General features: G+C 34.0%; 20 protein-coding genes. 12 read left to right on the top strand and 8 right to left on the bottom strand.

Annotation, left to right across the window (positions count from 1 at the left end):
- The first annotated feature begins 103 nt into the window (after positions 1–103).
- The gene (gene glyS / locus Fokcrypt_RS00320; protein ID WP_323722222.1) at positions 104–1,756 is read left to right on the top strand and encodes a glycine--tRNA ligase subunit beta; all 1,653 of its coding nucleotides are present in this window, start codon (positions 104–106) and stop codon (positions 1,754–1,756) included.
- A 143-nt stretch (positions 1,757–1,899) separates the two neighbouring features.
- Positions 1,900–2,322, top strand: a complete 423-nt coding sequence (gene ssb / locus Fokcrypt_RS00315; protein WP_323722221.1) for a single-stranded DNA-binding protein — start codon at positions 1,900–1,902, stop codon at positions 2,320–2,322.
- 220 nt (positions 2,323–2,542) lie between these two features.
- Here ssb and Fokcrypt_RS00310 read toward each other — a convergent pair whose 3' ends face one another.
- The 5 genes from Fokcrypt_RS00310 to Fokcrypt_RS00290 form a co-directional block, all read right to left on the bottom strand.
- Positions 2,543–4,000, bottom strand: a complete 1,458-nt coding sequence (locus Fokcrypt_RS00310) for a peptide MFS transporter (protein WP_323722220.1) — start codon at positions 3,998–4,000, stop codon at positions 2,543–2,545.
- Positions 4,001–4,258: 258 nt separating this feature from the next.
- A complete protein-coding gene (locus Fokcrypt_RS00305; RefSeq protein ID WP_323722219.1) occupies positions 4,259–5,092 on the bottom strand; it encodes an adenylate kinase family protein in 834 nt (277 codons plus the stop codon).
- A 60-nt stretch (positions 5,093–5,152) separates the two neighbouring features.
- Entirely contained in the window at positions 5,153–6,160 is a 1,008-nt protein-coding gene (locus tag Fokcrypt_RS00300; RefSeq protein ID WP_323722218.1) for a methionyl-tRNA formyltransferase, read from the bottom strand.
- 24 nt (positions 6,161–6,184) lie between these two features.
- Entirely contained in the window at positions 6,185–6,928 is a 744-nt protein-coding gene (locus tag Fokcrypt_RS00295; RefSeq protein ID WP_323722217.1) for an adenylate kinase family protein, read from the bottom strand.
- Positions 6,929–7,126: 198 nt separating this feature from the next.
- Positions 7,127–7,447: a hypothetical protein gene (locus Fokcrypt_RS00290; RefSeq protein ID WP_323722216.1), complete on the bottom strand. Its 321-nt coding sequence runs from the start codon at positions 7,445–7,447 to the stop codon at positions 7,127–7,129.
- A gap of 550 nt (positions 7,448–7,997) precedes the next feature.
- Here Fokcrypt_RS00290 and Fokcrypt_RS00285 point away from each other — a divergent pair.
- Positions 7,998–8,285, top strand: coding sequence for an HU family DNA-binding protein (locus tag Fokcrypt_RS00285; protein WP_323722215.1), 288 nt, complete (start codon positions 7,998–8,000; stop codon positions 8,283–8,285).
- A gap of 83 nt (positions 8,286–8,368) precedes the next feature.
- Here Fokcrypt_RS00285 and Fokcrypt_RS00280 read toward each other — a convergent pair whose 3' ends face one another.
- On the bottom strand, positions 8,369–9,136 hold the full coding sequence (locus Fokcrypt_RS00280) for an enoyl-ACP reductase FabI (protein WP_323722214.1): 768 nt from the start codon (positions 9,134–9,136) through the stop codon (positions 8,369–8,371).
- A gap of 335 nt (positions 9,137–9,471) precedes the next feature.
- Between Fokcrypt_RS00280 and Fokcrypt_RS00275 the strand changes: the two genes are divergently transcribed.
- On the top strand, positions 9,472–10,842 hold the full coding sequence (locus Fokcrypt_RS00275; RefSeq protein ID WP_323722213.1) for a TolC family protein: 1,371 nt from the start codon (positions 9,472–9,474) through the stop codon (positions 10,840–10,842).
- A 17-nt stretch (positions 10,843–10,859) separates the two neighbouring features.
- On the opposite strand, the gene Fokcrypt_RS00270 is transcribed toward Fokcrypt_RS00275, so the two are convergent.
- Entirely contained in the window at positions 10,860–11,417 is a 558-nt protein-coding gene (locus Fokcrypt_RS00270; protein ID WP_410519732.1) for a NuoB/complex I 20 kDa subunit family protein, read from the bottom strand.
- 337 nt (positions 11,418–11,754) lie between these two features.
- On the opposite strand from Fokcrypt_RS00270, the gene rpsQ reads away from it, so the two are divergent.
- From rpsQ to uvrA, 8 genes are all read left to right on the top strand, one after another.
- Positions 11,755–11,994, top strand: a complete 240-nt coding sequence (rpsQ, locus tag Fokcrypt_RS00265; RefSeq protein ID WP_323722514.1) for a 30S ribosomal protein S17 — start codon at positions 11,755–11,757, stop codon at positions 11,992–11,994.
- Between the two features lie 45 nt (positions 11,995–12,039).
- The gene (gene rplN, locus Fokcrypt_RS00260) at positions 12,040–12,411 is read left to right on the top strand and encodes a 50S ribosomal protein L14 (RefSeq protein ID WP_323722211.1); all 372 of its coding nucleotides are present in this window, start codon (positions 12,040–12,042) and stop codon (positions 12,409–12,411) included.
- Positions 12,412–12,446: 35 nt separating this feature from the next.
- Positions 12,447–12,794 carry a 50S ribosomal protein L24 gene (rplX, locus tag Fokcrypt_RS00255; RefSeq protein WP_323722210.1) on the top strand — a complete coding sequence of 116 codons (348 nt, stop codon included), beginning with the start codon at positions 12,447–12,449 and terminating at the stop codon, positions 12,792–12,794.
- A gap of 281 nt (positions 12,795–13,075) precedes the next feature.
- On the top strand, positions 13,076–14,389 hold the full coding sequence (locus tag Fokcrypt_RS00250) for a hypothetical protein (protein WP_323722209.1): 1,314 nt from the start codon (positions 13,076–13,078) through the stop codon (positions 14,387–14,389).
- 61 nt (positions 14,390–14,450) lie between these two features.
- Entirely contained in the window at positions 14,451–15,380 is a 930-nt protein-coding gene (locus Fokcrypt_RS00245; protein WP_323722208.1) for an ABC transporter substrate-binding protein, read from the top strand.
- A gap of 1 nt (position 15,381) precedes the next feature.
- On the top strand, positions 15,382–16,236 hold the full coding sequence (locus Fokcrypt_RS00240; RefSeq protein WP_323722207.1) for an ABC transporter permease: 855 nt from the start codon (positions 15,382–15,384) through the stop codon (positions 16,234–16,236).
- Positions 16,220–16,960, top strand: a complete 741-nt coding sequence (locus Fokcrypt_RS00235; RefSeq protein ID WP_323722206.1) for an ATP-binding cassette domain-containing protein — start codon at positions 16,220–16,222, stop codon at positions 16,958–16,960. Before Fokcrypt_RS00240 ends, Fokcrypt_RS00235 begins: the two co-directional genes overlap by 17 nt.
- 257 nt (positions 16,961–17,217) lie before the next feature.
- Positions 17,218–20,175 carry an excinuclease ABC subunit UvrA gene (gene uvrA / locus Fokcrypt_RS00230; protein ID WP_323722205.1) on the top strand — a complete coding sequence of 986 codons (2,958 nt, stop codon included), beginning with the start codon at positions 17,218–17,220 and terminating at the stop codon, positions 20,173–20,175.
- Positions 20,176–20,494: 319 nt separating this feature from the next.
- Here uvrA and Fokcrypt_RS00225 read toward each other — a convergent pair whose 3' ends face one another.
- Positions 20,495–22,804: an AAA family ATPase gene (locus tag Fokcrypt_RS00225; protein WP_323722204.1), complete on the bottom strand. Its 2,310-nt coding sequence runs from the start codon at positions 22,802–22,804 to the stop codon at positions 20,495–20,497.
- Positions 22,805–22,833 lie beyond the last annotated feature (29 nt).

Here is a 22,833-nt window from a genome sequence, read left to right as displayed (position 1 = left end):
TTCTGTTACAGGTATATGATATGAAGATATCTGGAAATATTGTATGACATCATATGGAGAAAATGGTATCTAAGTAGAATTACATCATACATTATAAAAATACATGGCTTCTTTAGTCTTAGAACTTTTATCTGGCGAAATACCAATGAGTATGCAGAAGAAAGCTGCTGAGGGTATAGGAAAGAATATAGTAAATGCTATTATAGCTTACTATGAGAATCACGATGATTTTCACAAGGACAACATTATTGTGTCGTATGATTTGTATTCCACAAGGAGGATAGCATTATTTATAGATTATTTACCATCTCTTCATTCAGAACTTGTTTTAGTGAAGGATATAATCAAGGGTCCAAAAATTAGTTGTGACGATGACATACTTACTGCGTTTATGAAAAAGCATGAAATAGCGAATAAAGATACTTTAATGAGTGATGGCGTAAATTATATATATCATCAAAGAATACATGGAAAAAAAGCAATCTTAGAAAATCTTGGGATAATAATACGTAATGCGATTACAGCATATAAGTGGGAGAAGTCAATGAGATGGGGAAGTTATGAGTTAGAATGGGTAAGACCATTATATTCTGTACTATGTATGTATGACGAAGATATAATACCATTTACGTTAGGGCATTTGCACTCATCTAATAAAACAGTTGGGCATAGAATATATAATAATGACGTATATATAGCACCTGTTGTGATGACACAGTGTAGTCTTGAGGTTCTTTCTGGAAGTTATTTTGGTGAATGTGTTACGCTCTCTCATTCCTCTGATTATGTGAATATTTTGAAAAGATATAACGTTATTATATCGAATACAGAACGTATAGAATGTATCAAAAATGCTATATCATCAATTATTCCAAATTATACAAGCGTAATAGAAGATGAGACGTTGTTGTATGTTAATAGTGCAATTACTGAATTTCCTAGTGTGCTACTTGGTACAATACCAGAAAAATATATGTCATTGCCAAGAGAAGTATTGATTACGACCATTAAGCATCATCAGAGATGTATGATGTTGCAGTATGAAAATGGAGATATTGCCCCATATTTTATTATAGTTAACGATATCATCTCGGAGCACTATGATGTAGATAGTATTATTCGAGGTAATGAAAAAGTAGTACAAGCTAGATTGGAAGATGCAAGTTTCATTTTTCTGAAGGAGTGTAATGCTCCACTTGATCTATTAATTAGCAAGCTTAAGGAATTGATATTTCATGAAAAAGTAGGCTCGATGTATCAAAAAGCAGAGAGAATGAAAGATATCTGTGTGAAATTGTATGATGAACTAAGAATAAAAGATGATTTTTTTACTGTAGTAGATTTAAACTCTATCGAGAGAGCTTGCTTTTTATCAAAAGTGGACTTAACTACAGAAATGGTGAGAGAATTTCCAGAATTGCAAGGGATAATAGGAGCATATTATGCTAAAATGCATGGAGAAAGTGATGAAGTTGTGATGGCAATTAAGGAGCACTATCATCCATTAGGTAGAGGAGATAAAATACTTCCAATATCAGCTTTAGGTATAATATTGAGTTTAAGTGATAGACTGGATACTCTGAATCAAATGTTTGCGATTGGAATAAAACCTTCTAGCACTAAAGATCCATATGCACTCAGAAGAGCTGCGATATCAATTAATAGAATATTGAAACATAGCAATATTCTTGAGTATGATATAATGCAAGAGTTTGTACGAACAGACGTAATAGAGTTTCTGCACGAAAAAAGGTAAATTATCGTTTGTTGCAGACATTAGTAAAGTCAGAGTACTATTTTATGTGGTGTAAGCGCTATGTCTTATTTTGTATATTGACTTTCTCTTGTAACATTATCAGACTCAATAAATATTTTTACTGAGACAAGTAGCTGTACAATATGAAAACAAAAAATAAAATAACGTTAGTTGGAATAGTGGATCGTGATCCTATAGTCAGAAAAACATCTGGAACTGATAAAATGGGTGAAGAAAAGGAGGTAGTGAATTTTACCTTGTATACGGTAGAGCATTGGATTACGAGAGATAGAACTAAAGTAACAAAGAAAGAGTATCATAGAGTATGTGTTTTTGTTCCTTGGATTGTTAATTTTATAAAGAAGAATGTACGTGCAGGAGATGCGCTATACATAGAAGGTTCTGTTCATACTAGATTATGGAAAGGTAGCCAAGATGAGAAAAGAAGTGTTACTGAAGTAGTATTGCAAAGTAATTCATCATCTCTATTAAAATTGGAGCATGTAGGGCAACAACAAAAGATAGAGCACGATTCAGAAGAAGATGATGACATTATTGATTTTTAAACTAATTTTTGCTCCATGTTGTGGTGAGTTTTGGAATTTGTGATATCAATTTGATGCTTTGTTTTTTTTAGTTTGTGTATTTTTCAGGGAGAAGGCTATTAGTATTAATTACATATTTGATTGTTTTTAGAGGAAAATACGTAAGAAAGAGCGAAGATTCTTGATTGTTATTCATTTGTGATAACGACCCTTTATTAATCTGTGTTGATTCTATAGAAAATCACTTCCTTTGCGACAGTTTTCTGTGAATATATAAGCCGAATGGAATAAAAGCTACAGCTATATAAAGATTGAAAATAGCTATATTTAAGAAGCCTTCTTTATATATTTGAAGAGAGTTAGATGCTGCGAGTAATCCATTGTCATTCGATATAGACATAAATTCAGCGATTATCACTCCTCCAAGATTAGAAAAAGCAAGAGAAAGTAACATTATTCCCATAATAAGCCCTTTATATTTTTGAGGGGCAAGTAAAGAAACGTATGATTGTACTATAGGAGCAATAAAAATTTCTCCCAGTCCCATAATAGATATACTAACTATAAGATATATGTAATGTACACGGCTTGTAGAATCGGCGTTCATACAGCCAATGTAAAGTATGAAAAAGCATACTGCGATTGCGATTATCCCAATTAATATTCTGAAAGTATCTAGCGACTTCCGCATTTTAAAAAAAGTGTTAAATAAGAGTCCAAATAAAATTACAGAGATTGGGTTAATTGCTTGAGAGATAGCGGCTGGGATTTGTATTCCAAAAACAGTACTAGCAACATTCCTTTCCGTAAATAAATTGATCAATGATCCAAGTTGCATTTCTAGTGCAAAGAATAGCATTAAAAAAACTATCATTATTGCTATAATGTACATATTTTCTCTGTTCTTTGTATCTGTTTTATAAGTGATATATCCAAATATTATAAGAAGCACACAGCCGAAATATTGCAGTGCATTAACGAATAATTCTGAATTTTCGAATGATGTAGCACAAACAAGAGAAAGAATGATACTAAATGCCATAACTCCCGAAAATTGGAGTATATTTGCTGCTTTTGTGTTATCGATAGGGCTTTTCCCTGTATCTCCTAAAACATATTGAAATTTAATAAATGTTATTAATCCTAAGAACATTCCAAACCCCGCTAATCCAAAACCGCAATGCCATCCGTATTGTTGTGCTACAATTCCACATGAGATAGATGCTAGAAATGAGCCAACATTTACACCAACATAGAATAATCCAAATCCTGTACTTCTGTCCTCTTCTTTATTACGATAACACTCTCCGAGAAGATTAGTTATATTGCCTTTAAATAAGCCCGTTCCTACTCCTATCAAACTTAGCCCTAAAAATATTGCGTATGAGTCCATTCCAGAGAATGCTAATGCTGTATGTCCAAATGTCATGATAAGAGCACCTATTATGACCATTTTCCTAAAGCCCATAATGCGATCTGCAAGATAACCACCTATAATCGGTACAGCATATGACACTGCTGCAAAAAGTGAATATATAACGTATGCCTTCTTATCTGTAATGCCGATATACGAAGTTAGAAATAGTATGAGTAGAGCTCTCATTCCGTAATAACTGAAACGTTCCCACATTTCTACAAAAAAAAGCAAACATAGAAAGTTGGGAAATGTTCTATTTGCGAGAATTTTAGTATTACTCATAGAAAAGGAAGTGAAGACTTTACAAAATAATTATGAGCGTTAGATACAAACTTATATCCTATCTAAGGCGGCGATTTTAAAGATTGAGACGTAAGAAGTAAATAGACATTTAAGTATCACAATAGATTTAGAAACTGCCAATTCTTATTACGCATATCGTATAATATTCAAGTTACAAAAAAATAATAAAATGAAAGGATCTTTGGAAAACTACGTGAGCAATAAAAAATGTTCAGATAATTTTCCAATTTCTGGATGTTATTTTTTTAAAGCTAGAAGAGGGCGTAAATTTTGTGCTAGATCGATTGCTTGCTTAGATAAGAGAGAAATATCACAGTTGCCATCGACATCAAAGAAAGCTTGATACTTTTGATAATGCTTTATGAGAGGTAGGGTATTTTTTCGATATTCGCAATACCTGTATAATATCACCTTACGCGTATCATCTTTTCTAGCATAAAACTTACTACTTCCGCAGTGATCACACGTACACATATTACTACGTGCTAACATTTGTTCTCTTGTAATCTTACCGCTATCAAGAGATTTATCATGCACTTTCGGTAAACTAGAATATATGTTGTAGATTGCATCGCATTTTGCACACATAAAGCGTCCAGAGCTTCTTTTTTCTATTGCACTAAGAGTTGCGTTAACATTTACGATGATTAAAGAACCATTTCTATCGCCCAAAGCTTCATCTAGCATTAATCCTTGAGCAACTGTTCGTGGGTATCCATCTAATATAACACCATTTGCGTATTGTGGTTCTAGTAACTTCTGCTTCAAAATTTGAGTGACGGTTTTATCATCCAGCAGCTTACCACTTTGTAGTTGTGCTATTTCAGGATTTGTAGATGATTTGAAGTACTCTCTCATCGCACTACCCATCGAAAGTATTGGGATATTGAGTTGAGATGAGAGCATTGCACCAAAAGTGCCTTTTCCACTACCAGGAGCTCCTAAAAGAACTATCTTTACTCTATGTACAGGATTTTCTGAAACGGAAGTCTTATGATCTGTGTTCTGTGGACTACATGAGCTGAGTAAAGTAACTACAGAAAGCAATACAGCTACTAAGAATTTCTTCATCTTTAAAAAAAAACTTTTATACTCGTAGATATTACTGAAAGGTTTGCAACAAACAACCTTTTATATGAAAAAAAAACAAATAAAGTGAAAAAAATGCATTTTCCCCCATAAGCCATTTAAAAAATCGAGTCCCGACATAATTTTTTTGCCTTCGAGTTGAACTTTTTCAAGTAGAAGTACGCTTTTGTCAAGTGCGAAATATATTCCTATTCCTTTTTTCTTAGCAAATAAAAGATCTGCGTTTTGTAACTCTAACTTAGATTTTGTTTCGATCTTTGAAGAAAATTCCAAATTGTAGATTACTCGAGCTGTATGCAAGTATTCTTCATATTCAATACTTTGGAATCTCAAAAGTGTACTTTTAATTAAATTTAGTCTTTTTTGCTGAAATGCTAAAAAAGCACTTGTAACTTTGGGTAATCCTCTTACTAAGTTATGTATTTCATATCCAGATTTACCGTAGTCTACTATGCATTCTGTGTTCTTGATCTTATTGGCATATGTGATTCCGACTTCGGTTTGTTTTTTTAATGTTACTGAATTTTCTTGTATTAGTTCTAAGACTTGAAGGAGTAGATTACCTCCTATGTTAGAAAGGGTTGGTAAGATCTCGGAGTACGTTTCGTTCTCAATGGCAACCGTTTGAGATAGCATCACATCTCCAGTATCGAGTCCAGCATCCATCTGCATAATGCATACTTGTATATTTTTATCGCCCGATATTATTGCACGTTGAATTGGTGCTGCGCCACGCCATCTAGGTAGAGATGATGGATGTATATTGATAAATCCGTTTGGTGGGATGCTAAGCATAAGTGACGGAATTATGAGTCCATATGATGCTACTATACATGCAGACGGTGCAATTTTGGTCAATTGTATAATATGCTCTTCATTTTTTAAAGAGTTTGGAGTAAAGGCTTGAATGTCGTACTTGTATGCTAAATCTAAAATTGGATTATTTTTTCCGCATTTAGTATATATTGCAACAACCTCATGCTTGCTTTTGAGTAGTTTTAACAATGGATGCAAAGCAAACTCTCCGGTTCCCATAAATACTAATTTCATATAGCATTAGGAATAGTGTGAAAATTAATGTATTGGTGTGTTTTTCCTAATCTGGAGTATCTTTTGTACCTTATCGTATAAAGATTGAGGCGAGTTGTTTCCATCAAAATTAAAGTACAGTCTTCTGTCTTTGTAATATTCGCTAAGTGGTAGGGTATTTTTGACGTATTCTTCGTACCTTTTTAGAGCTATTTCTTCTGTATCGTCTTTACGATTGTAGAATGTTTCACTACCACAATTGTCACATTTACATAACGAAGAGCCATTTAGTAAATCTTTTACAGTCATGTCGTGTGTCAAAATGATACTGTTCGACTTAGGTAATTTGAAAAATAAGTTATATATACTATCGCATTCACTACACATGAATCTTCCAACGATTCGTTTTATCGCGATTTTAGCATCTACTATCACATCAAGTATTACAACATGAGTTCCATTTTCTTTTGTTTCGTCATCTAGTAGTTTTGCCTGTCTAATAGTTCTAGGGTATCCATCAAGTATTACTCCATGAGAATATTCTTTTTTTATTAATGTTTCTTTTAAAATACTTATTATTTTTTCATCTTCTATTAACATTCCGTTATCTATACCACTGCTATGATCTTTTTCTTCATGTGGAAAGCGTGCTCTGAGCAATTTTCCGGTAGAGAGAACCGGAATTGAAAAAAATGTTGATATCCTTTGACCTAAAGTGCCTTTACCACTACCAGGGCACCCTAATAAAATCGCCTTAATGGAGTTTAGCATAAAGAACTTCGTACTCATATAACAACTATTAAATTTACTATGATTTGATATGATATGCAAGGTTGATAAGGTTCATCAGTAGATAGTATTGCGGAAAATTTAAAGTGACTTTGCATGGTGGGTAATAGAAGATAAATATGCTTCATATAAAACACTTATATTGGTTTTATATTTCAAAAAATTGCTAATTATCATAGGTTAATGTGAATGTTTTTTTTACCTTTGTTTATCCTTATTATTACTATTGTGTAGTAATTTTTCCCTAAATGAGCTTACTTTATGCTTCATTTTTTCTATAAGACTTTCTTTTAGAGAAGTTCCTATGTTACGTTTCTTTTCTTTTGTTAATTCCAAAATTTCCGCAGTAGTTTTTGTGATATTTTCCTTTATATCTGGGGTAGCCTTGATAAAAAGTCTATTTTGTATTTTTTTGTATCTTGAATTGCTGAATTTAGCTAATGACATCGCGATGCCTTTTGAAACCTCATCCCCTACTGCTTCGAAGACTTTTGGATTCTTACCGTTATTGATTTGCATTTTAAAACGTAACAAGTATGAAGATATATGTTTAATTATAATATACATTATTCTAATATATCAATAATAATTAAATTTATCTTTAATGTTAAATGGCAGCTATAGGATTTATATTTTATGATAAAAAGATGTTCGAGCTGCTATTATGCGTGTATTTTTTATTGTGTTAAAAGTTCTAAATTTATGTCGTATCAATTCCATTTATATTTGGTAAAAAATCGTAATATTACTCTACTATGGTTAGTAATGATAAAAAGTAGGGAAAATTTTTACTAAATTCACAATAAAGCTAGAAGAAATAAGAGAGACGATATTTCTTTGTTGAGTGATATGATTTTACATACATATTTTATACTTTTAATTTATATCTACATAATATTTCTCTTGTGATAAATAGATGATTGTAGTATACTTCCGTGAAGTGAAGCTTTTAGCATTGTTGCAATATTACATCTCGTTTGTATGATTATGCGGATTTTGTATGTCTGTTATACTCTTGGTGCATCGACTACAATCTAAAAGTAAGTAATAATAAACGTAAACATCTAAAATGGAACCAAATAATTCTATGTTGTTGCTGCAACAGGTATCTAATGATATAGGTTACAGCACAGAGAAAACTTCAAAATGTTTGAAGACGATAGTAAGTGCTATGATAGAAACTCTCGTAACAGAAAAGAAGTTGACCATAAAGTATCTTGGTACAATTTCCGTGGACGAAAAAGATTTACAAGAAATTCTCAAATTTACTCCTACGAATTTCATACTAGAGAAAATGGCTGAGAATAAAATATCGCTCGATCACTTCTTTTTTAAATCAAAGAATGATTTAGTTTGACTTTTATTCAAGGGAGGAGAAATACGGACTAACTATATTAGGTGAATATTGTTCTGCTAGCACTCTCCTCCTGTTTTTTTTAACTACTCTTCCAGCTTCATACCGACGACACTATAGCCAGAGTCAACGAATAAGGTTTGACCTGTGACATTTTTACTCATATCGCTTACGAGATATACTGCACTATCTCCAACATCTGTACCACTTACATTTTCTTTCATGATAGAGTTTTTTTCCACCCAGTGAAGCATTTTGCTAAAACCTCCTATCCCTGAAGCTGCTAGAGTTTTGATAGGCCCCGCCGAGATAGCGTTAACACGTATTTTTTTGATACCAAGATCTAAAGCGGCATATCTAACGCTAGCCTCTAGTGCTGCTTTAGCTACTCCCATTATGTTATAATTTGGTATTACTTTTTGTGAGCCGTAGTATGTCATTGTAACTATGCTTCCTCCATCTTGCATTATTTCTGATGCGACTTTTGCTAAGTAGATAAATGAAAAGCATGATGTATTCATTGTTAATGCAAAATCAGCATATGAAGTATCTAAAAAACGTCCTGATAAGCAATCTTTAGGAGCGAATGCTACGCTATGTATAATAAAGTCTAATTTGCCAAATTTCTCTTTAATCTGTTTGATCATTTCATCAACTGAAGTAGCGTCAATGGCATCGCATTCGTATAATGTTCCTTGTACTTTCTCAGCTAGTGGTATTGCACGAGATGCAAGCTGTTTTTGACATGAAAGAGCGAGAGTAGCTCCAGCACTATGGCACTGTACAGCGGTTTTATATGCGATTGAGTATTCGTTTGATAGACCTACTATAAGACCTACTTTATTCTTTAGCATGTTAGGTAAGGTATATGTTTTTAAAGTAAAGCAGTTGAGAATCCTCAACAGCTGGATACTTGCGGTAATCTATAATCATGGAATGAAATGATCAAGAGTATCGTGAAGTGCTGATAAGATTTTAGTATCTGGAATTTTTTTTAATATATTTCTTGATAGATGTTTATTATGTCTTATCTGAGTCAGTGCTAGAATTAGTTTTTGTCTCTCCAAATTCATGAATGTATATGACTTTCTAGATTTTACTAATTTAAGTAAAGGCATAGCATATTAAGTCAGCCTTGACATTGTTCTGCTATCTCTCCAAAATCCACTAGTGGAAATTTGAATAGTAGATGATAATTATAGTGTCGAAGTTCTTTTTCGTTGTAGTGACGCTTGTGTCGTCGTGTTTTTCGTTTGTGGAGTCTCATGCATATGATGTCTCTATGGCTATAGATGTGGCTCTGCAAAATAATCAGAAAATAGCAGCAGCAAAGGAGCGTGTAAATGTGTCATCCGGTAGAGAAAATGTTGCTCTTGCGAGTTTACTACCGACAGCAAATTGGGGTTATACGATTGCTACTGTAAAGGATGCACGAACGTTTACAGGGCAAAAAGTAGAGCGTGATATCAGCGAAAATGCTTCATTGCAAGTAAGTTGTAATATATTTAAGAGTGGAGCAGATATGATGGAGATCGTTTCTTCAAATGCTGACAAAAATGCTGATACATATGGATTTTATGATACTGTCACTAAGATAGTAGCGCAGGTAATATTGAGTTATGAAAAAATACTGCACGATAAAAGTGTAGTTGTGATTAGGAAAAGACAGAAGAAGTACTATGAAGGTGCCTTAGAAAAAGCAAAGATAAAATTTTCTCTTGGAGTGATTGCATCTTCTGACTTAGCGGAAGCGGAATACCAAATGGCAAATTCAGTCAGTCAGCTTACTACCGCTGAGGAGACCCTTAAGGAGGAAAAAGGGAAATTTCGCTACTTGACAGGAACAGAATTTCCAGAAGATAACATAAAACTCTCTCATGTTGACTTTAGTAGTGTTTCTATTCCTGCTTCTTTAGATGCTCTAATCGACATTACAATGCAATATAACGATACTATCGCTCAAAGCTCTTTTGCATATAAGAAAGAGAAAGCTCATTCTGTAGCTGCATTATCTAGGCTAGGTCCTTCTGTTGATGTATCTTATAATATTGCTCCTGATACTTCTCAGAGTGTGTACGATTCAGAGACTAGTGCTTACTTATTTGGAGGTAGAACGGTTTCTCTTAACGTAAAGATGCCAATATTTGTTCCTGTAGATTATACTAGAATATACACTCAAAATAGCGAGAAAAATCGTGCTAAAATCGTTTGGAGAGATGCAAAAGCGGTTGCTGTCGAAGAAGCTAAGAAATTATGGGGGAGAATGGAGAGTAACATGGTCTTGATGAAGGCTCGTGAAGCTGCATTAATACATCGTACAAAGCTTGCTAAAGATACAGCGGTGGAATATGAGGTAGGCACAAAGAATTTCTCAGATTCTATGAGGGCACAGGTTGACGCATATGAAGCAGAGATAGCGTTTTATGATAGTGTGCTGTATTACACTATTTCAATAGTCGAAATGTTAAGCAATGCTGGTACTCTTAAGTATCTTTCTCCTAAGGTTCTTATAGGAAAAGAATGGATTCAACCAGTAGAATGTGGCAACGAAAATGCCTGAAATTGCTATAAAGAATTTTAGTTCGGAAGTGGTGTGATGTTTTGTTTTAGTTTGTCATAGGTAGCTTCTCTATGTTGTCTTCTAATTTTTCTTTGAAGAATCATAAATCCATATAGTAATGCTTCGGGAGTTGGTGGGCATCCGGGAACGTATACGTCCACCGGTATAATTTTATCACAACCTCTTACTACAGAATATGAATAATGATAATACCCACCACCATTAGCACAGCTCCCCATCGATATCACCCATCTTGGCTCAGGCATTTGATCGTAGACGGTACGTAATGCAGTTGCCATTTTATTGGTTAAAGTTCCTGCAACTATGATTACATCAGACTGTCGTGGTGTTGCACGAAAAAGCATTCCAAATCTGTCCATATCATATCTGCTTCCTGCTGCATGCATCATCTCCACGGCACAACATGCTAGTCCAAATGTCATAGGCCACAAAGAGCCTGTTCTTGCCCATGCAAGTAAATCCATAAATTTAGCTTTTATAAACCCAGTTTTTGAGTACTGAGCTGAGATTTCTTTAATCAAACGCTCTTCCTCTGTAACCGTAACGTATTTAATACCATTATAGCTACACAGTATATCATCACTTTTTTTATTGCTCATACCAATATGTCTTATAGAAAGTAATGTATGTGAAGATCAGTGGAATTTTTCATAAAACTAGTAAAATCCAAGAATTAGTATTTTGCATACCCGACGAATCATAAAAGCATCATAAAATAATTTGATATAACTTATCAATATATGAATACTAAATAAATTACTTCTTAAATGGTCTTATTAAGCTACTTTTGAAGATAGATTGTATGTTAATTGTGTCCATCATAGCTTGACTTTTATTTATGAATTATCTAGCATCCGACGTAGTTCTGGATATGTGAAAAAAATAATAGAAATGCCAAAAAGAGTGCTAAAAGGTGTTGTCGTGAGTGATAAACAACAGAGTACTGTTGTTGTTGAGGTTGAGAGAAAATTCCAGCATCCGAAATATAGAAAAATAGTATCGGTGACGAAAAAGTATCATGCCCACGATCCTAATTCTGCTTTTAAGTGCGGAGATGTAGTTTCTATCATCGAATCGAGACCTATTTCTAAGTTAAAGAAGTGGTTAGTGTTGTACGATAAGGCTCGTTAATTTATCTGTTATTGTGACTACTGAAACTATTTTGTTATTTTTCTTATGATTATACCTGGTACTGTATTGCTAGTTGCTGATAACTCTGGTGCTAAATTTGCCAAATGCATAAAAGTGCTTGGTGGTTCGAGGAGAAGGTTTGGTTCTATTGGTGATAGAATAGTGGTATCTGTAGTTGATGCGATACCAAATCCAAAGCTAGTGAAAGCGGGAGGAGTATATAAGGCTGTTGTTGTGAGAACAAAGAAAGAAATTAGAAGAAAAGATGGCAGTTATATAAAATTTGATGTAAATGCTGCGGTTATAATAAATGAAGCTGGTGAACCTCTCGCGACTAGAGTGTTCGGTGTTATGCCTCGTGAATTGAGAGGGTTGGGTTTTACTAAAATTATTTCCTTAGCACAAGAAGTGTTATAGCTTGTTTTTGATTATTAAATTAATTTATTTTTGTTATGGCTGCTAGAGTTGTAAAGGGTGATGAAGTCGTGGTGATTTCTGGAAAATATAAAGGAAAAACTGGGAAGGTGCTTGCTGTTCTAGTAGACGAGAATGAAGTGGTAGTTTCTGGTGTAAATATTAGGCGTAAAAAGCAAAAAGCTAATGCCAATGGATATCAGAATATAGAATGCCCGCTTTCATTGTCCAAAGTAATGCATATTGATCCTAATGACAGAAAACCATGTCGTATAGGCTTTAAGATACTAGATGGCAAAAAAATAAGATATAGTAAAAGGAGTGGTGCTGATATACATCATCCTGAGTATGTCAAAAAAGTAGACGTAGAGAAATCTCTTAGCTGAAGACCTGATTCCTTTAGATAAAGGTGTGGGTACATAGGGTAGGAAAGTTATAATGCTGCAAATTACTCTCGATTCTTTGTTGGAGGTGTTTGCAGCGTCTCAATTTACGATCTTGCGATTTGTGATTTAATGAAAATTAGAAACGCTGTCAGATTTCTTTTTAGTACAGTTGTTTCAGTTAGGGCTTTGGTAAGAAAAAAGTTTGGTGTTATTGAAATTGTTGACATTTTCGTTGTATGTATACACACTCAGAATCATACGAGAATTAACCAATTTCTGCGATGTGTCTTTCTACTTTTAGGCGCATAGTAGCCTTCTTTCTCTCTTCTATTGTACTTTCTTTAGCATTTGCAAATATATCACATGCTGTTTTAGAGCTGAAGGTTTCTCAAAATAGAGTGCGTTTTGTAGATTGTGCGATTCTTCCATTTCGTAGTAATGCGCTTCCAATATCACAAAAGATTTCTACTATAATTGCAAAAGATCTCTCTTTTTCGGGAGTTTTCAGTGTTCCGGATTCAAAAAGTTTTTTAGAAAAGGTAGAATTTACTGGTATTCCAAATTTCTCTTTGTGGAAGAAAAGCGATACGTCCCTTATAGTGTTAGGTAAAGTGGAGTATAATAAAAGTACCGAATCATTGTCTATATCTTATAAATTATTTGATGTGAGACTAAAGGAACAGGTAGATGCATTTTCTAAAGTAGTGCAAGTTAGTAAATGGAGAGAGGTAGCTCACACGATATCAAACCGAATTTATCAGTATACAACTGGAAGAAGTGGTTATTTCAATACGAAAATTGCATTTGTAAAAGAATTGAAGAAGGCAAAAAAGCAGATTACTAAGTTAGTAATATCAGACTACAACGGAGAGAATGCTGTATATGTTACGAATGGTCGAAATATAGTGCATGATCCGCGATTTACTCCATGCGGTACGAAGCTATATTACATTGAGTACTGGAATCATAGAACAGTGGTAATGAAGCTTGATCTAGAGAGTGGTAGTGTTAAGCCAGTTCTTTCATTAAAAGGGACAATCTTTTCAATAAATTTCTCTCCAGATATGAAGAAGATGATTTTTTCTATTGCATATATGGGGACTACGGGTTTATATGAGCATTTTTTCAAGAATGGTAAGACAGTGCCATTACTTTCTGTGAAAAATGCTATTATCACAAATGCTCAGTATTCATATGACGGAACGAGGATGGTATTTACTTCTGATCATAGTGGTACTAATAGAATCTATTTTCTTGATGCAACTACAAGAAAAATAACACCAGTCAGTACAGGTGAGGGGCAATATTTTACTCCTTCGTATTCTCCTGATGGCAGTTATATAGCCTTTAGCAAGCGTTTAGGTGGCATGTTCTATCTTGGTATTATGAAATCTGATGGCAGTGAAGAGAGGCTTTTGAATAGTGCGTTGTTAGTAGATAATGTTGTATGGGCTCCAAATGGATTTGGTATGATGTTTAGTGCTCGTAAAGGAAATGGAGGTATTAGCAACATATATTTTGTTGACATAAATGGGCATAAAGAGTCTATAGTAGCAAATCACGCTAGTTCTCTATCGTGGAATAGAATGAAATAATAATTTGCAATTTGTTTGAAAATGAATATATGAGAACACGTTACTATTTACTGTACGCCTAATGATTAGATATATCTTAATAAAGATATTTATATGTTATGCATTTATTGCTAGTGCATCAGAAAATACAGTATTTGTTGTCAAGTCAGCAGATCATCCAGCTCTTGATGTTGTTGCTTCTGCAATTTACGATACTATCAAGGGGATAGCGTCAGTAAGCGTAAAATCTGCGCAAGGCAATATAGTGCTTGCTCATCAGATTGCTTCCCAGTGCTTTGCATCCCATCCGAAAGCAGTAGTTGGTATAGGGACAATGGCTGCTCAGATGTTGTTAAGTGCTAGAAAGAAACATGATACTCTTGTTGTTTTTTCATCTGTCACCGAACCATATAAAGCTGGTTTGCTAAAAAACGAAAATGTAGCTGGTGTGAGCAATTTTTTGCCATCAGAAAGGTATCTTGCAATAATGATTGAAATGCAACCTTATATAAAAAAATTGGGAATATTATATAATCCGAGTGAGATAAATTCGCAATATATAGTAAATGATTTGTCAAAAGCATGTTCTAAATATAATATTAAATTAGTTAAACGTGCTTTATTAAAAGTAACTGATGTAAATTCTTGTTTAGCTTCCATTATTGAAAAAGTTGATGCGATTGTAATAAGTAATGATAATACTGCATTAAGTGGTATATCAAATATTGCTGAATTTTGTAAAAAAAGGAAAATACCTTTGTACTGCACAGACGTAGATACAGTGTATGCTGGCGTATTGGGAGCGATAGGGCCAAATCAGTATAAAATTGGTGTCATGACTGGGGAATTACTTAAAAAAGCATTTAATCACGAAAAAGTAGATAGTACAGTTCTATATCCAGAAAAAGTTGAAATTGCTATTAATAAAGTTACGAGTGATGAGATAGGTTTTTCCATACCACGCAGTATTATGGAAAAGGCATCTGTGATTGTTAATGATTTGCAGAAATAATATGGAAGAGATTTTTGCCTCTATAGAAGTAGGGTTGATATACAGCATAGTAGCTATAGGTATTTATCTTACTTTTAGGATAATAGATTTTCCTGATCTGACATGTGATGGAAGTTTTATGAGTGGTGCTGCCGTTTCCGGATCCTTGATTGCGAATGGAGTATCTGTGATGTTAGCTACAATTTGTGCTTTTATTGTTGGAGTAGTAATAGGTGTTGTTACAGGAGTTTTGCATATATACTGTAGGGTGCAAAATTTACTTGCCGGAATACTGGTGGCTTTCATGCTATACTCTATAAATATGCGTATTATGGGAGGTATTTCCAATATATCGTTAGTGGGTTATAAGACCATATTTTCGGACATTTCTCCAATTTTAGTATTATCATGTATTTTAGCTTTTATATTATGTATTTTTTCATATGTCTTAAGTACCGATTTTGGATTAGCTGCTCGTGCAATAGGACGTAATAAATCAGTATGTAAAACGGTAGGTATATGTATTAGTGGTATTACGTTGGCAATGTTAGGGCTTAGTAATGGTGCGATAGCATTAAGCGGTAGCTTGATGGCTCAATATCAGCAGTTATGCGATACATCACAAGGAGTTGGTACGTTGGTAGTAGGATTTGCTGGAATTTTTCTTGGGGAACAGATATTCAAAGGGAGGTTTATCATTTTTTCCATACTTTCATGTATAGCTGGTTCTGTTTTATATAGAGTAATTATTGCTTTTGCTTTACATGCAGATCTACTTCATATGGAAGTATATGATGTGAATTTAATCACAGGTATTATAGTAACAATAGTAATTTATCTCACAAAAATACGTATATCAGATGATAAAAATAAGTAATGTATGCTTAAAAGCGAAATCTGATGATTATTCCATATTTCGGAATTTAACAATTGATATTATGGAAAATGAATTCGTGATGATTATAGGTAGGAATGGCGTAGGAAAGTCAAGTTTTTTACGTCTTATAAATGGTGAAATAAAGAATTTTACTGGAAGTGTAGTGGTAAATGGCCATAACATTAAATCAATGTCTTCTTCTGAACGGACAAAACTTTTTTCATATGTAACGCAATATCCTGATAGCAATACTGTCAGCGATATGACTGTCTTTGAAAATCTTAATCTTGCTTATATGCAGGGGAAAAATAGAGGAATGAAGTTGTATAATACGAAAGAGAGGAAGAGTTTTTTTGTAGAAAAGTTAAAGGAGTTGAATATAGGGTTGGAAAGGAAATTAACACAACTTGTAGCTACCTTATCAGGAGGGCAACGGCAACTTCTTAGTGTTGTGATGTCATTACTTTCTGAGTCTAAGATACTTCTTATGGATGAGATAACATCAGCACTTGATCCAAAGACATCTGATGATGTAATGAAATTGACTAAAAAAATTTTGAGAGATCGAACGGTTTTGATGATAACTCACGATATGCATCACGCAATAGAATATGGTGATAAGTTAATTATTCTGAATGATGGTAGTATAACTCACCAATTTAAAGAAAAAGAAAAGTCTTCACTCAAATCTCTAGAATTAATTCAGTTTCTAGGAGAAGGATAATCATTTATGGTTGAGCCTTTTTATTTTTTTAAGCATTATAAGCGATATTAAATCGTCGATAGTAAAGAAAAAAACTCCTATTTAAAGATGAATTAAATCACTTATAAGATGTTCTATTTTTATATGATGATATTGAAAAATATAGAGTAAGTGCATATTCAATGAATCTGAATGGATTTTTTTCCTAGTTGTGGTATTATTGTAATGTCAGATGGCGAAGCAGCTATTGAAAAAATGGAACTTACTGTGTGCATGGCATGTCAACTTCTTCTAATAAAGTGGAATTTATAACTATCTCGGATGCATCTGAAAACAATCTTAAAAAAGTAAGTGTTAAAGTACCTAAAGAGAAGTTTGTTGTCTTTTCTGGAGTTAGCGGTTCTGGAAAGAGTTCGCTAGCGATAGATGTATTAAATGCAGAGGGAAAAAGACTATATCTTGGCCTTAGTACGTATGCAAGACAATTTGAAGAGCAAGCAAAACCTAAGCTTGGTAACATACATGGCATGGGTGCTCCGATAGCAATTGATCAGAAAGGATTTTCTCGAAATCCACGCTCTACTGTAGCTACAATTACGGATATATATGATTTTTTACGTGTATTATTTGCTTCGGTTGGAGAGCCGCATTCACCAGTAACTGGAAAGATAATAAAAAGACAAGCTGCTACGGAAGTGGTGGAAAAAATATTATCTTTACCTCCAGATTCGAATATTACATTTTATGCTTTGATCGCAAAGAATCAAAAGGGAGATTTCAGAAAAGAATTGGCTCTTCTTAAAAAGAATGGTTACAGAAAATTTACTATAGATAATGTTCAGTACGATGTAGATCATTTACCTATACTGGAGTCGAATGTATCGCATACGATAAAGGCTGTTATAGGTAATCTTTTCCTTTCTGAGTTATCATTGTCCGGAAAGAATAAAACAGCGTATCACGGTTTAAAAGAGCAAATTTTTTCATTCGTTAATACTGCTACTAGGCTAAGTAAAGGAATATTGGAGTTGCATATCGTCTCAGTAGATCAGCAGCAACAAGAGATGATACTATCTCAAGGATTTTCTTGTCCCGTTTCTGGATTTACAATCGAGGAGCCTAATCCAAAAATGTTTTCATTTAACGTACCTCAAGGAACATGTCCGGAGTGCGATGGCCTTGGTAAAGAGTCGTTTTTTTCCAGAGAATTAGTAGTACCTCAACCTCGTCTTAGCTTAGTGGAAGGAGCAATACATCCGTGGTCAGCAGAGAGCAAGATTGTTCCTGAAAGTTTTCGTAAAAAGTGTGTACAAGTTTTTCGAGCATTATCTGAAAAGTATTCGTTCGATCCTACAACTCAGTTTTGTAAATTGCCTGAAAAAATCCAGAATATTATTTTTGATGGTTCGAATGGAGAATTGCTCAGAATTCAGTATAGCGATGGTGCGAGGTACACGGTAATTGAAGAAGAATTTGAAGGTGTTATTCAATTTCTTGAAAAGAGAGCAGATGCTACAACTAACACACACTTAGCGGATGAATTGACGAAATATAGAGATGTAAGGAATTGCAGGTGTTGTAACGGATATAGACTTAATAACAAAGCTCTTCATGTAAAAGTTGCTGGTATACATATTGGAGAATTGTGCCAAATGAGTATTACAGATGCAATACAATGGTTCAGAGAATTGGATGGAAAATTAGATGAAAAGAAAAAACAAATCGCGAATCAATTAATAGAAGAGGTTATAAAACGTCTTATGTTATTGGAAGAGATAGGTGTAGGATATTTAAGTTTAGATAGACAAGCCCAAACTCTTTCCGGTGGTGAAGGTCAGCGTGTAAAAATTACACGGCAAGTAGGATCCAGCTTAAGCGGAATAGTATATGTCTTGGATGAACCATGTGCTGGTGCTCATGAGCACGATAAACACAGGATAATAGATATCATATGTTCACTTACTAAAATGGGTAATTCACTTCTGGTAGTTGAGCATGATCTGAACATAATAAGAAGAGCCGATTATGTGATCGATGTCGGTCCAGGGGCTGGAAAATCAGGAGGCTATATAGTAGCAACAGGAACTCCTGAGGAAATTGGAGAGTGTCCTGAGAGTATCACTGGTCTTTATCTTTCAGGTAGAAGAAATATCGGTTGTCCGAGTGTGAGAAGGACTCTTAATACTGATATGTTATCCATTTATGGAGCAACTGCATATAACATAAAAGATGTTAATATTGATGTTCCATGTGGTGTACTTACAGCTATTACGGGAGTTTCTGGTAGTGGGAAATCTACTTTTGTTGAGCTTTTTTATAAAGCTGTAAATAACAAAATCAACGGAATGCTCACTAATTCAAGTCTTTATAAAAAAATTACCGGAGTTGAAAACGTTGATAAGATTATCAGAATAGATCAATCTCCAATAGGTAGAACACCGCGATCTAATCCTGCTACGTACATTAATGTATTTACGCAAATTAGAGAATTATATGCTAATCTTCCGGATTCTATTAGTAATGGTTATACCGCGGCAAGATTTTCATTTAACATTAAAGGTGGAAGATGTGAAGTTTGTGAAGGTGATGGTGTAATTAAGGTAGAGATGTACTTTTTGCCAGATGTATATATACAGTGTGATGCATGCGGTGGGAAGCGTTATAATCAGGATACATTGCAAATAAAATGGAATGGCTATTCCATAGCTGATATACTTGAGCTTTCTATAGATGAAGCAATGGAAGCTTTCACAGATGTACCAGCTATAAGAGAAAAGATATCTTTATTGCAAGAAGTAGGTTTAGGGTATATGCAGATGGGGCAATCAGCAACGACTCTTTCTGGTGGTGAAGCACAACGCGTCAAATTGTCTAGAGAATTGTCCAAAAGAGCACATATAGGTGTAATTGGTAATGATAGGGGAGGAGTGGAAGAGTTTTCTAAAAGTCATACTGTATATTTATTAGATGAACCAAGCAAAGGACTACATCCGGAAGATGTCACAAAATTGATATCTACGATTAACAGGTTGGTTGATAGAGGCGATACCGTGATTGTTGTGGAGCATAATATGAGTATTGTAGCACAAGCTGATTATGTTATAGATTTTGGTCCGGGAGGAGGACCTAAGGGAGGTAAAGTATTGTGCGTGGGTCGACCAGAAGATATATGTCAACATCCAGATAGTCTCACAGGGATATATTTGAAAGAGTATCTGAGTAGGCTATCTTCATAGATGTATCAAAGTATTTATTATTTATTATTTATTAGAAAAAATTGATAAATCGAGCGTTTAGGGGGATTTATAGTTAAGGTAAATGTTCGATAGATTTTTGAAACTCTTTACGTAGTTTTAGTAATTGATGTGTTGTGTGATATCAAAATACTCCATCTAAAATACTGAATTTCTTTCAGTAAGTATTGAACACTGCTTTATCTTGGCTCTTGCTTATTATCTTTTGGTGTATGGTTAGCTATACATACAATTCTGTAAAAAGTTACGACAAAAAGTTGGTGTATACTTTTAGTAGGAATTTGTACGTTGTGCTTCTTTATCAATTATTAGCTTGTCCTGATTCTGTTGGTTCTTCTCTATTCGTTTTTTCAGCTTTTTTTCTCTTCCTTATTATTTCTATCAAGCCTTCTATTGAAAATTTCAACTCATCATCAGTATAAGGGGCATTTTTGTTGTTTTCAGGATGATGTATGGAATGCCTGATATAAGTGCATATCGTCACATCATAACTCTTATTACTTATTTCTATCCAACGTTTTATCTGCATCTTTTTATATTTTTCCAGCTCTTTATCGAACATCTCTGTTTTATATTTTTCCTTTTGTGTTTCTGGTTCATATAATGAGTATAAGTAACCATAAAGTTCATTATGGAAATCCGTAGTACAGATACCAAAAGCATGAAAAGCTATCGCTCCTCGTGATAGTGGATAAGGATAGTCAGAACTTTCTGGTAATGGTTCCGTTAGTTCTATCTTCCCGTTATCGTTTCTCTTACAAAGGTAGAATTTAACTGGTGCATGAGATTTCGTTTCTGTATCTTCGCTTTTATTATTCTGATCTTGAGATTGAGCGTTATCTTCTGTATCTCCGCTTTTACTATTCTGCTTTTGAGCTTTATCTGTGGTTCTTATAGGTCGAAATATCCTACTTATCAGTTCTATTGAATGAGTGGAGATTACTATTTGTTTTGTTTTCGACTCTTCGAGCAGTAATTCCATCAGTGCGTTTTGTGCTTCTGGATGTAAGTGTAGCTCAGGTTCATCAATCAAGTAGATGAAGTTTGTGCTTTTTATTTCTCCATCTTCCTCATTTTCTTTCTTCGTCTTTGATGGTTCTAGGATGTGTTTCAAGATAAGTAATCCCGCTAGCATTTGAACACCAGATCCTAAATTTGATATATCTATTTGAGATAGTAATGTGTCTGTGTTTAATGCAAGAGATGTTTCACCAAAGTGAGACAGTAAATTGAATGGTGCGATCTTATGTATATTTTCAAATTTTTCGGCAATATGAGCATACTTCTCATTTTTGTACATATATTTTTTGTTAAGAAGTCTAGGAATTTGTAGAAATATGTGGTGGAGTTCTTCATATGCACGAAAATATTTTGATAGTGGAATTTCTGCTATTTCATTAAAATATTTCAACAATTTTTCTCGTTTTTTCCAATAAGGAATGTAGTTGAGGTTGGTTAGTTCCTGATGAGAAAGATGATTGCGATCGGTTAGTCCACAATGAGGAATGTAGCTGGTGTCGGTTAGTTCCCAATAAGAAAGATGGTTGCGGTCGATTAATTCCTCACCAAGCTTTTGAATCTTAATTAGTATATCATCCTCATTGAGAAAACCAGTTATTAGTTCACCAAGCTTTCGACTAATTAGTATATCATTCTCATTGAGAGATCCAGTTATTGGTTCACCATACTCTGTAATCCTAATTAGTATATCATGCCCAGTTATTAGTCCACCAAGCTTTTGAATAAAGATTCGTTTCTTACAGTCACTGACAAATCTAGTTACTAGCTCATTACGTTTTTGAAAGTAAGCTCGTATCATCTCATCTATCTGGATAGCAAGCCTATCATGATTGTAGTAGTACTCTATTCGATGATCATCTATTTCCATTTTCTTAAATTTCTCTTCATATTCTTTGATCTTTTGGCGAACGTCTTTCATAACGCCTTCTTGATACTCTTCTAACTCTGAAAAAAAATTTTGAAGAATATCTTTTTGTTCGGAAAAAAGAGCTTCTAACTCTTTCCTTACCTTTTCTAATTCAGATGTATTGGTGTTTCGTTCAATGTCTCTGATACTTTTGTCAAAACACCGATTTAACTCATCTATAATTTTCCGAAATGCCGTTCTATATCCTGAGACGGAAATTTCTTTCCTTTTGTTGCGACAGAAAAGGAGGATGCTTACATTTTTAAGATCAGGAGGTTTCTGGAATATTCTACCTTTACGAGAAAAAGCGTGACATGTTTCAGCGATTATTTTAGCAGTCGTTTCAATGGTAGTGGAAGAGAACACTTTGCCCTCTATTACTTCTACCTTAATTGCACTAATTTTTATCAAGCTCTGACGATTAGGAAACTCACTACCATCAATATTTGCAGGATAGTCTAGGATGGATATAGCCTCTAATATACTAGTTTTACCTGTTCCATTATCTCCAATAAGGACAGTAAGACCTCTTCCCCGCTTTCCATTAGGAACGTTCAGCTCGACAGTGAGGCCGCTTCCCCGCTCTTCATTAGGAATCTTTTTATTTTTAAAGAATTTATAATTTTCTATTGTTTTAAAGAATTTATAATTTTCTATTGTTACTTCTTTAAAAAAAATGCTCATTCTTCCAGCGTAATCGCAAGTATAAAAAA

It is taken from the genome of Candidatus Fokinia cryptica (assembly GCF_034359305.1).
In the GTDB taxonomy this organism is placed as follows: Bacteria; Pseudomonadota; Alphaproteobacteria; order Rickettsiales; family Midichloriaceae; genus Fokinia; species Fokinia crypta.
This window is presented reverse-complemented; position numbering and strand designations above follow the sequence as displayed.

What these genes read in the sequence shown, in the direction of transcription:
- glyS (WP_323722222.1), top strand. Translation starts at nt 104, where the DNA reads ATGGCTTCTTTAGTCTTAGAACTTTTATCTGGCGAAATACCAATGAGT.
- ssb (WP_323722221.1), top strand. Translation starts at nt 1,900, where the DNA reads ATGAAAACAAAAAATAAAATAACGTTAGTTGGAATAGTGGATCGTGAT.
- Fokcrypt_RS00310 (WP_323722220.1), bottom strand. Translation starts at nt 4,000, where the DNA reads ATGAGTAATACTAAAATTCTCGCAAATAGAACATTTCCCAACTTTCTA.
- Fokcrypt_RS00305 (WP_323722219.1), bottom strand. Translation starts at nt 5,092, where the DNA reads ATGAAGAAATTCTTAGTAGCTGTATTGCTTTCTGTAGTTACTTTACTC.
- Fokcrypt_RS00300 (WP_323722218.1), bottom strand. Translation starts at nt 6,160, where the DNA reads ATGAAATTAGTATTTATGGGAACCGGAGAGTTTGCTTTGCATCCATTG.
- Fokcrypt_RS00295 (WP_323722217.1), bottom strand. Translation starts at nt 6,928, where the DNA reads ATGAGTACGAAGTTCTTTATGCTAAACTCCATTAAGGCGATTTTATTA.
- Fokcrypt_RS00290 (WP_323722216.1), bottom strand. Translation starts at nt 7,447, where the DNA reads ATGCAAATCAATAACGGTAAGAATCCAAAAGTCTTCGAAGCAGTAGGG.
- Fokcrypt_RS00285 (WP_323722215.1), top strand. Translation starts at nt 7,998, where the DNA reads ATGGAACCAAATAATTCTATGTTGTTGCTGCAACAGGTATCTAATGAT.
- Fokcrypt_RS00280 (WP_323722214.1), bottom strand. Translation starts at nt 9,136, where the DNA reads ATGCTAAAGAATAAAGTAGGTCTTATAGTAGGTCTATCAAACGAATAC.
- Fokcrypt_RS00275 (WP_323722213.1), top strand. Translation starts at nt 9,472, where the DNA reads ATGATAATTATAGTGTCGAAGTTCTTTTTCGTTGTAGTGACGCTTGTG.
- rpsQ (WP_323722514.1), top strand. Translation starts at nt 11,755, where the DNA reads ATGCCAAAAAGAGTGCTAAAAGGTGTTGTCGTGAGTGATAAACAACAG.
- rplN (WP_323722211.1), top strand. Translation starts at nt 12,040, where the DNA reads ATGATTATACCTGGTACTGTATTGCTAGTTGCTGATAACTCTGGTGCT.
- rplX (WP_323722210.1), top strand. Translation starts at nt 12,447, where the DNA reads ATGGCTGCTAGAGTTGTAAAGGGTGATGAAGTCGTGGTGATTTCTGGA.
- Fokcrypt_RS00250 (WP_323722209.1), top strand. Translation starts at nt 13,076, where the DNA reads ATGTGTCTTTCTACTTTTAGGCGCATAGTAGCCTTCTTTCTCTCTTCT.
- Fokcrypt_RS00245 (WP_323722208.1), top strand. Translation starts at nt 14,451, where the DNA reads ATGATTAGATATATCTTAATAAAGATATTTATATGTTATGCATTTATT.
- Fokcrypt_RS00240 (WP_323722207.1), top strand. Translation starts at nt 15,382, where the DNA reads ATGGAAGAGATTTTTGCCTCTATAGAAGTAGGGTTGATATACAGCATA.
- Fokcrypt_RS00235 (WP_323722206.1), top strand. Translation starts at nt 16,220, where the DNA reads ATGATAAAAATAAGTAATGTATGCTTAAAAGCGAAATCTGATGATTAT.
- uvrA (WP_323722205.1), top strand. Translation starts at nt 17,218, where the DNA reads ATGTCAACTTCTTCTAATAAAGTGGAATTTATAACTATCTCGGATGCA.
- Fokcrypt_RS00225 (WP_323722204.1), bottom strand. Translation starts at nt 22,804, where the DNA reads ATGAGCATTTTTTTTAAAGAAGTAACAATAGAAAATTATAAATTCTTT.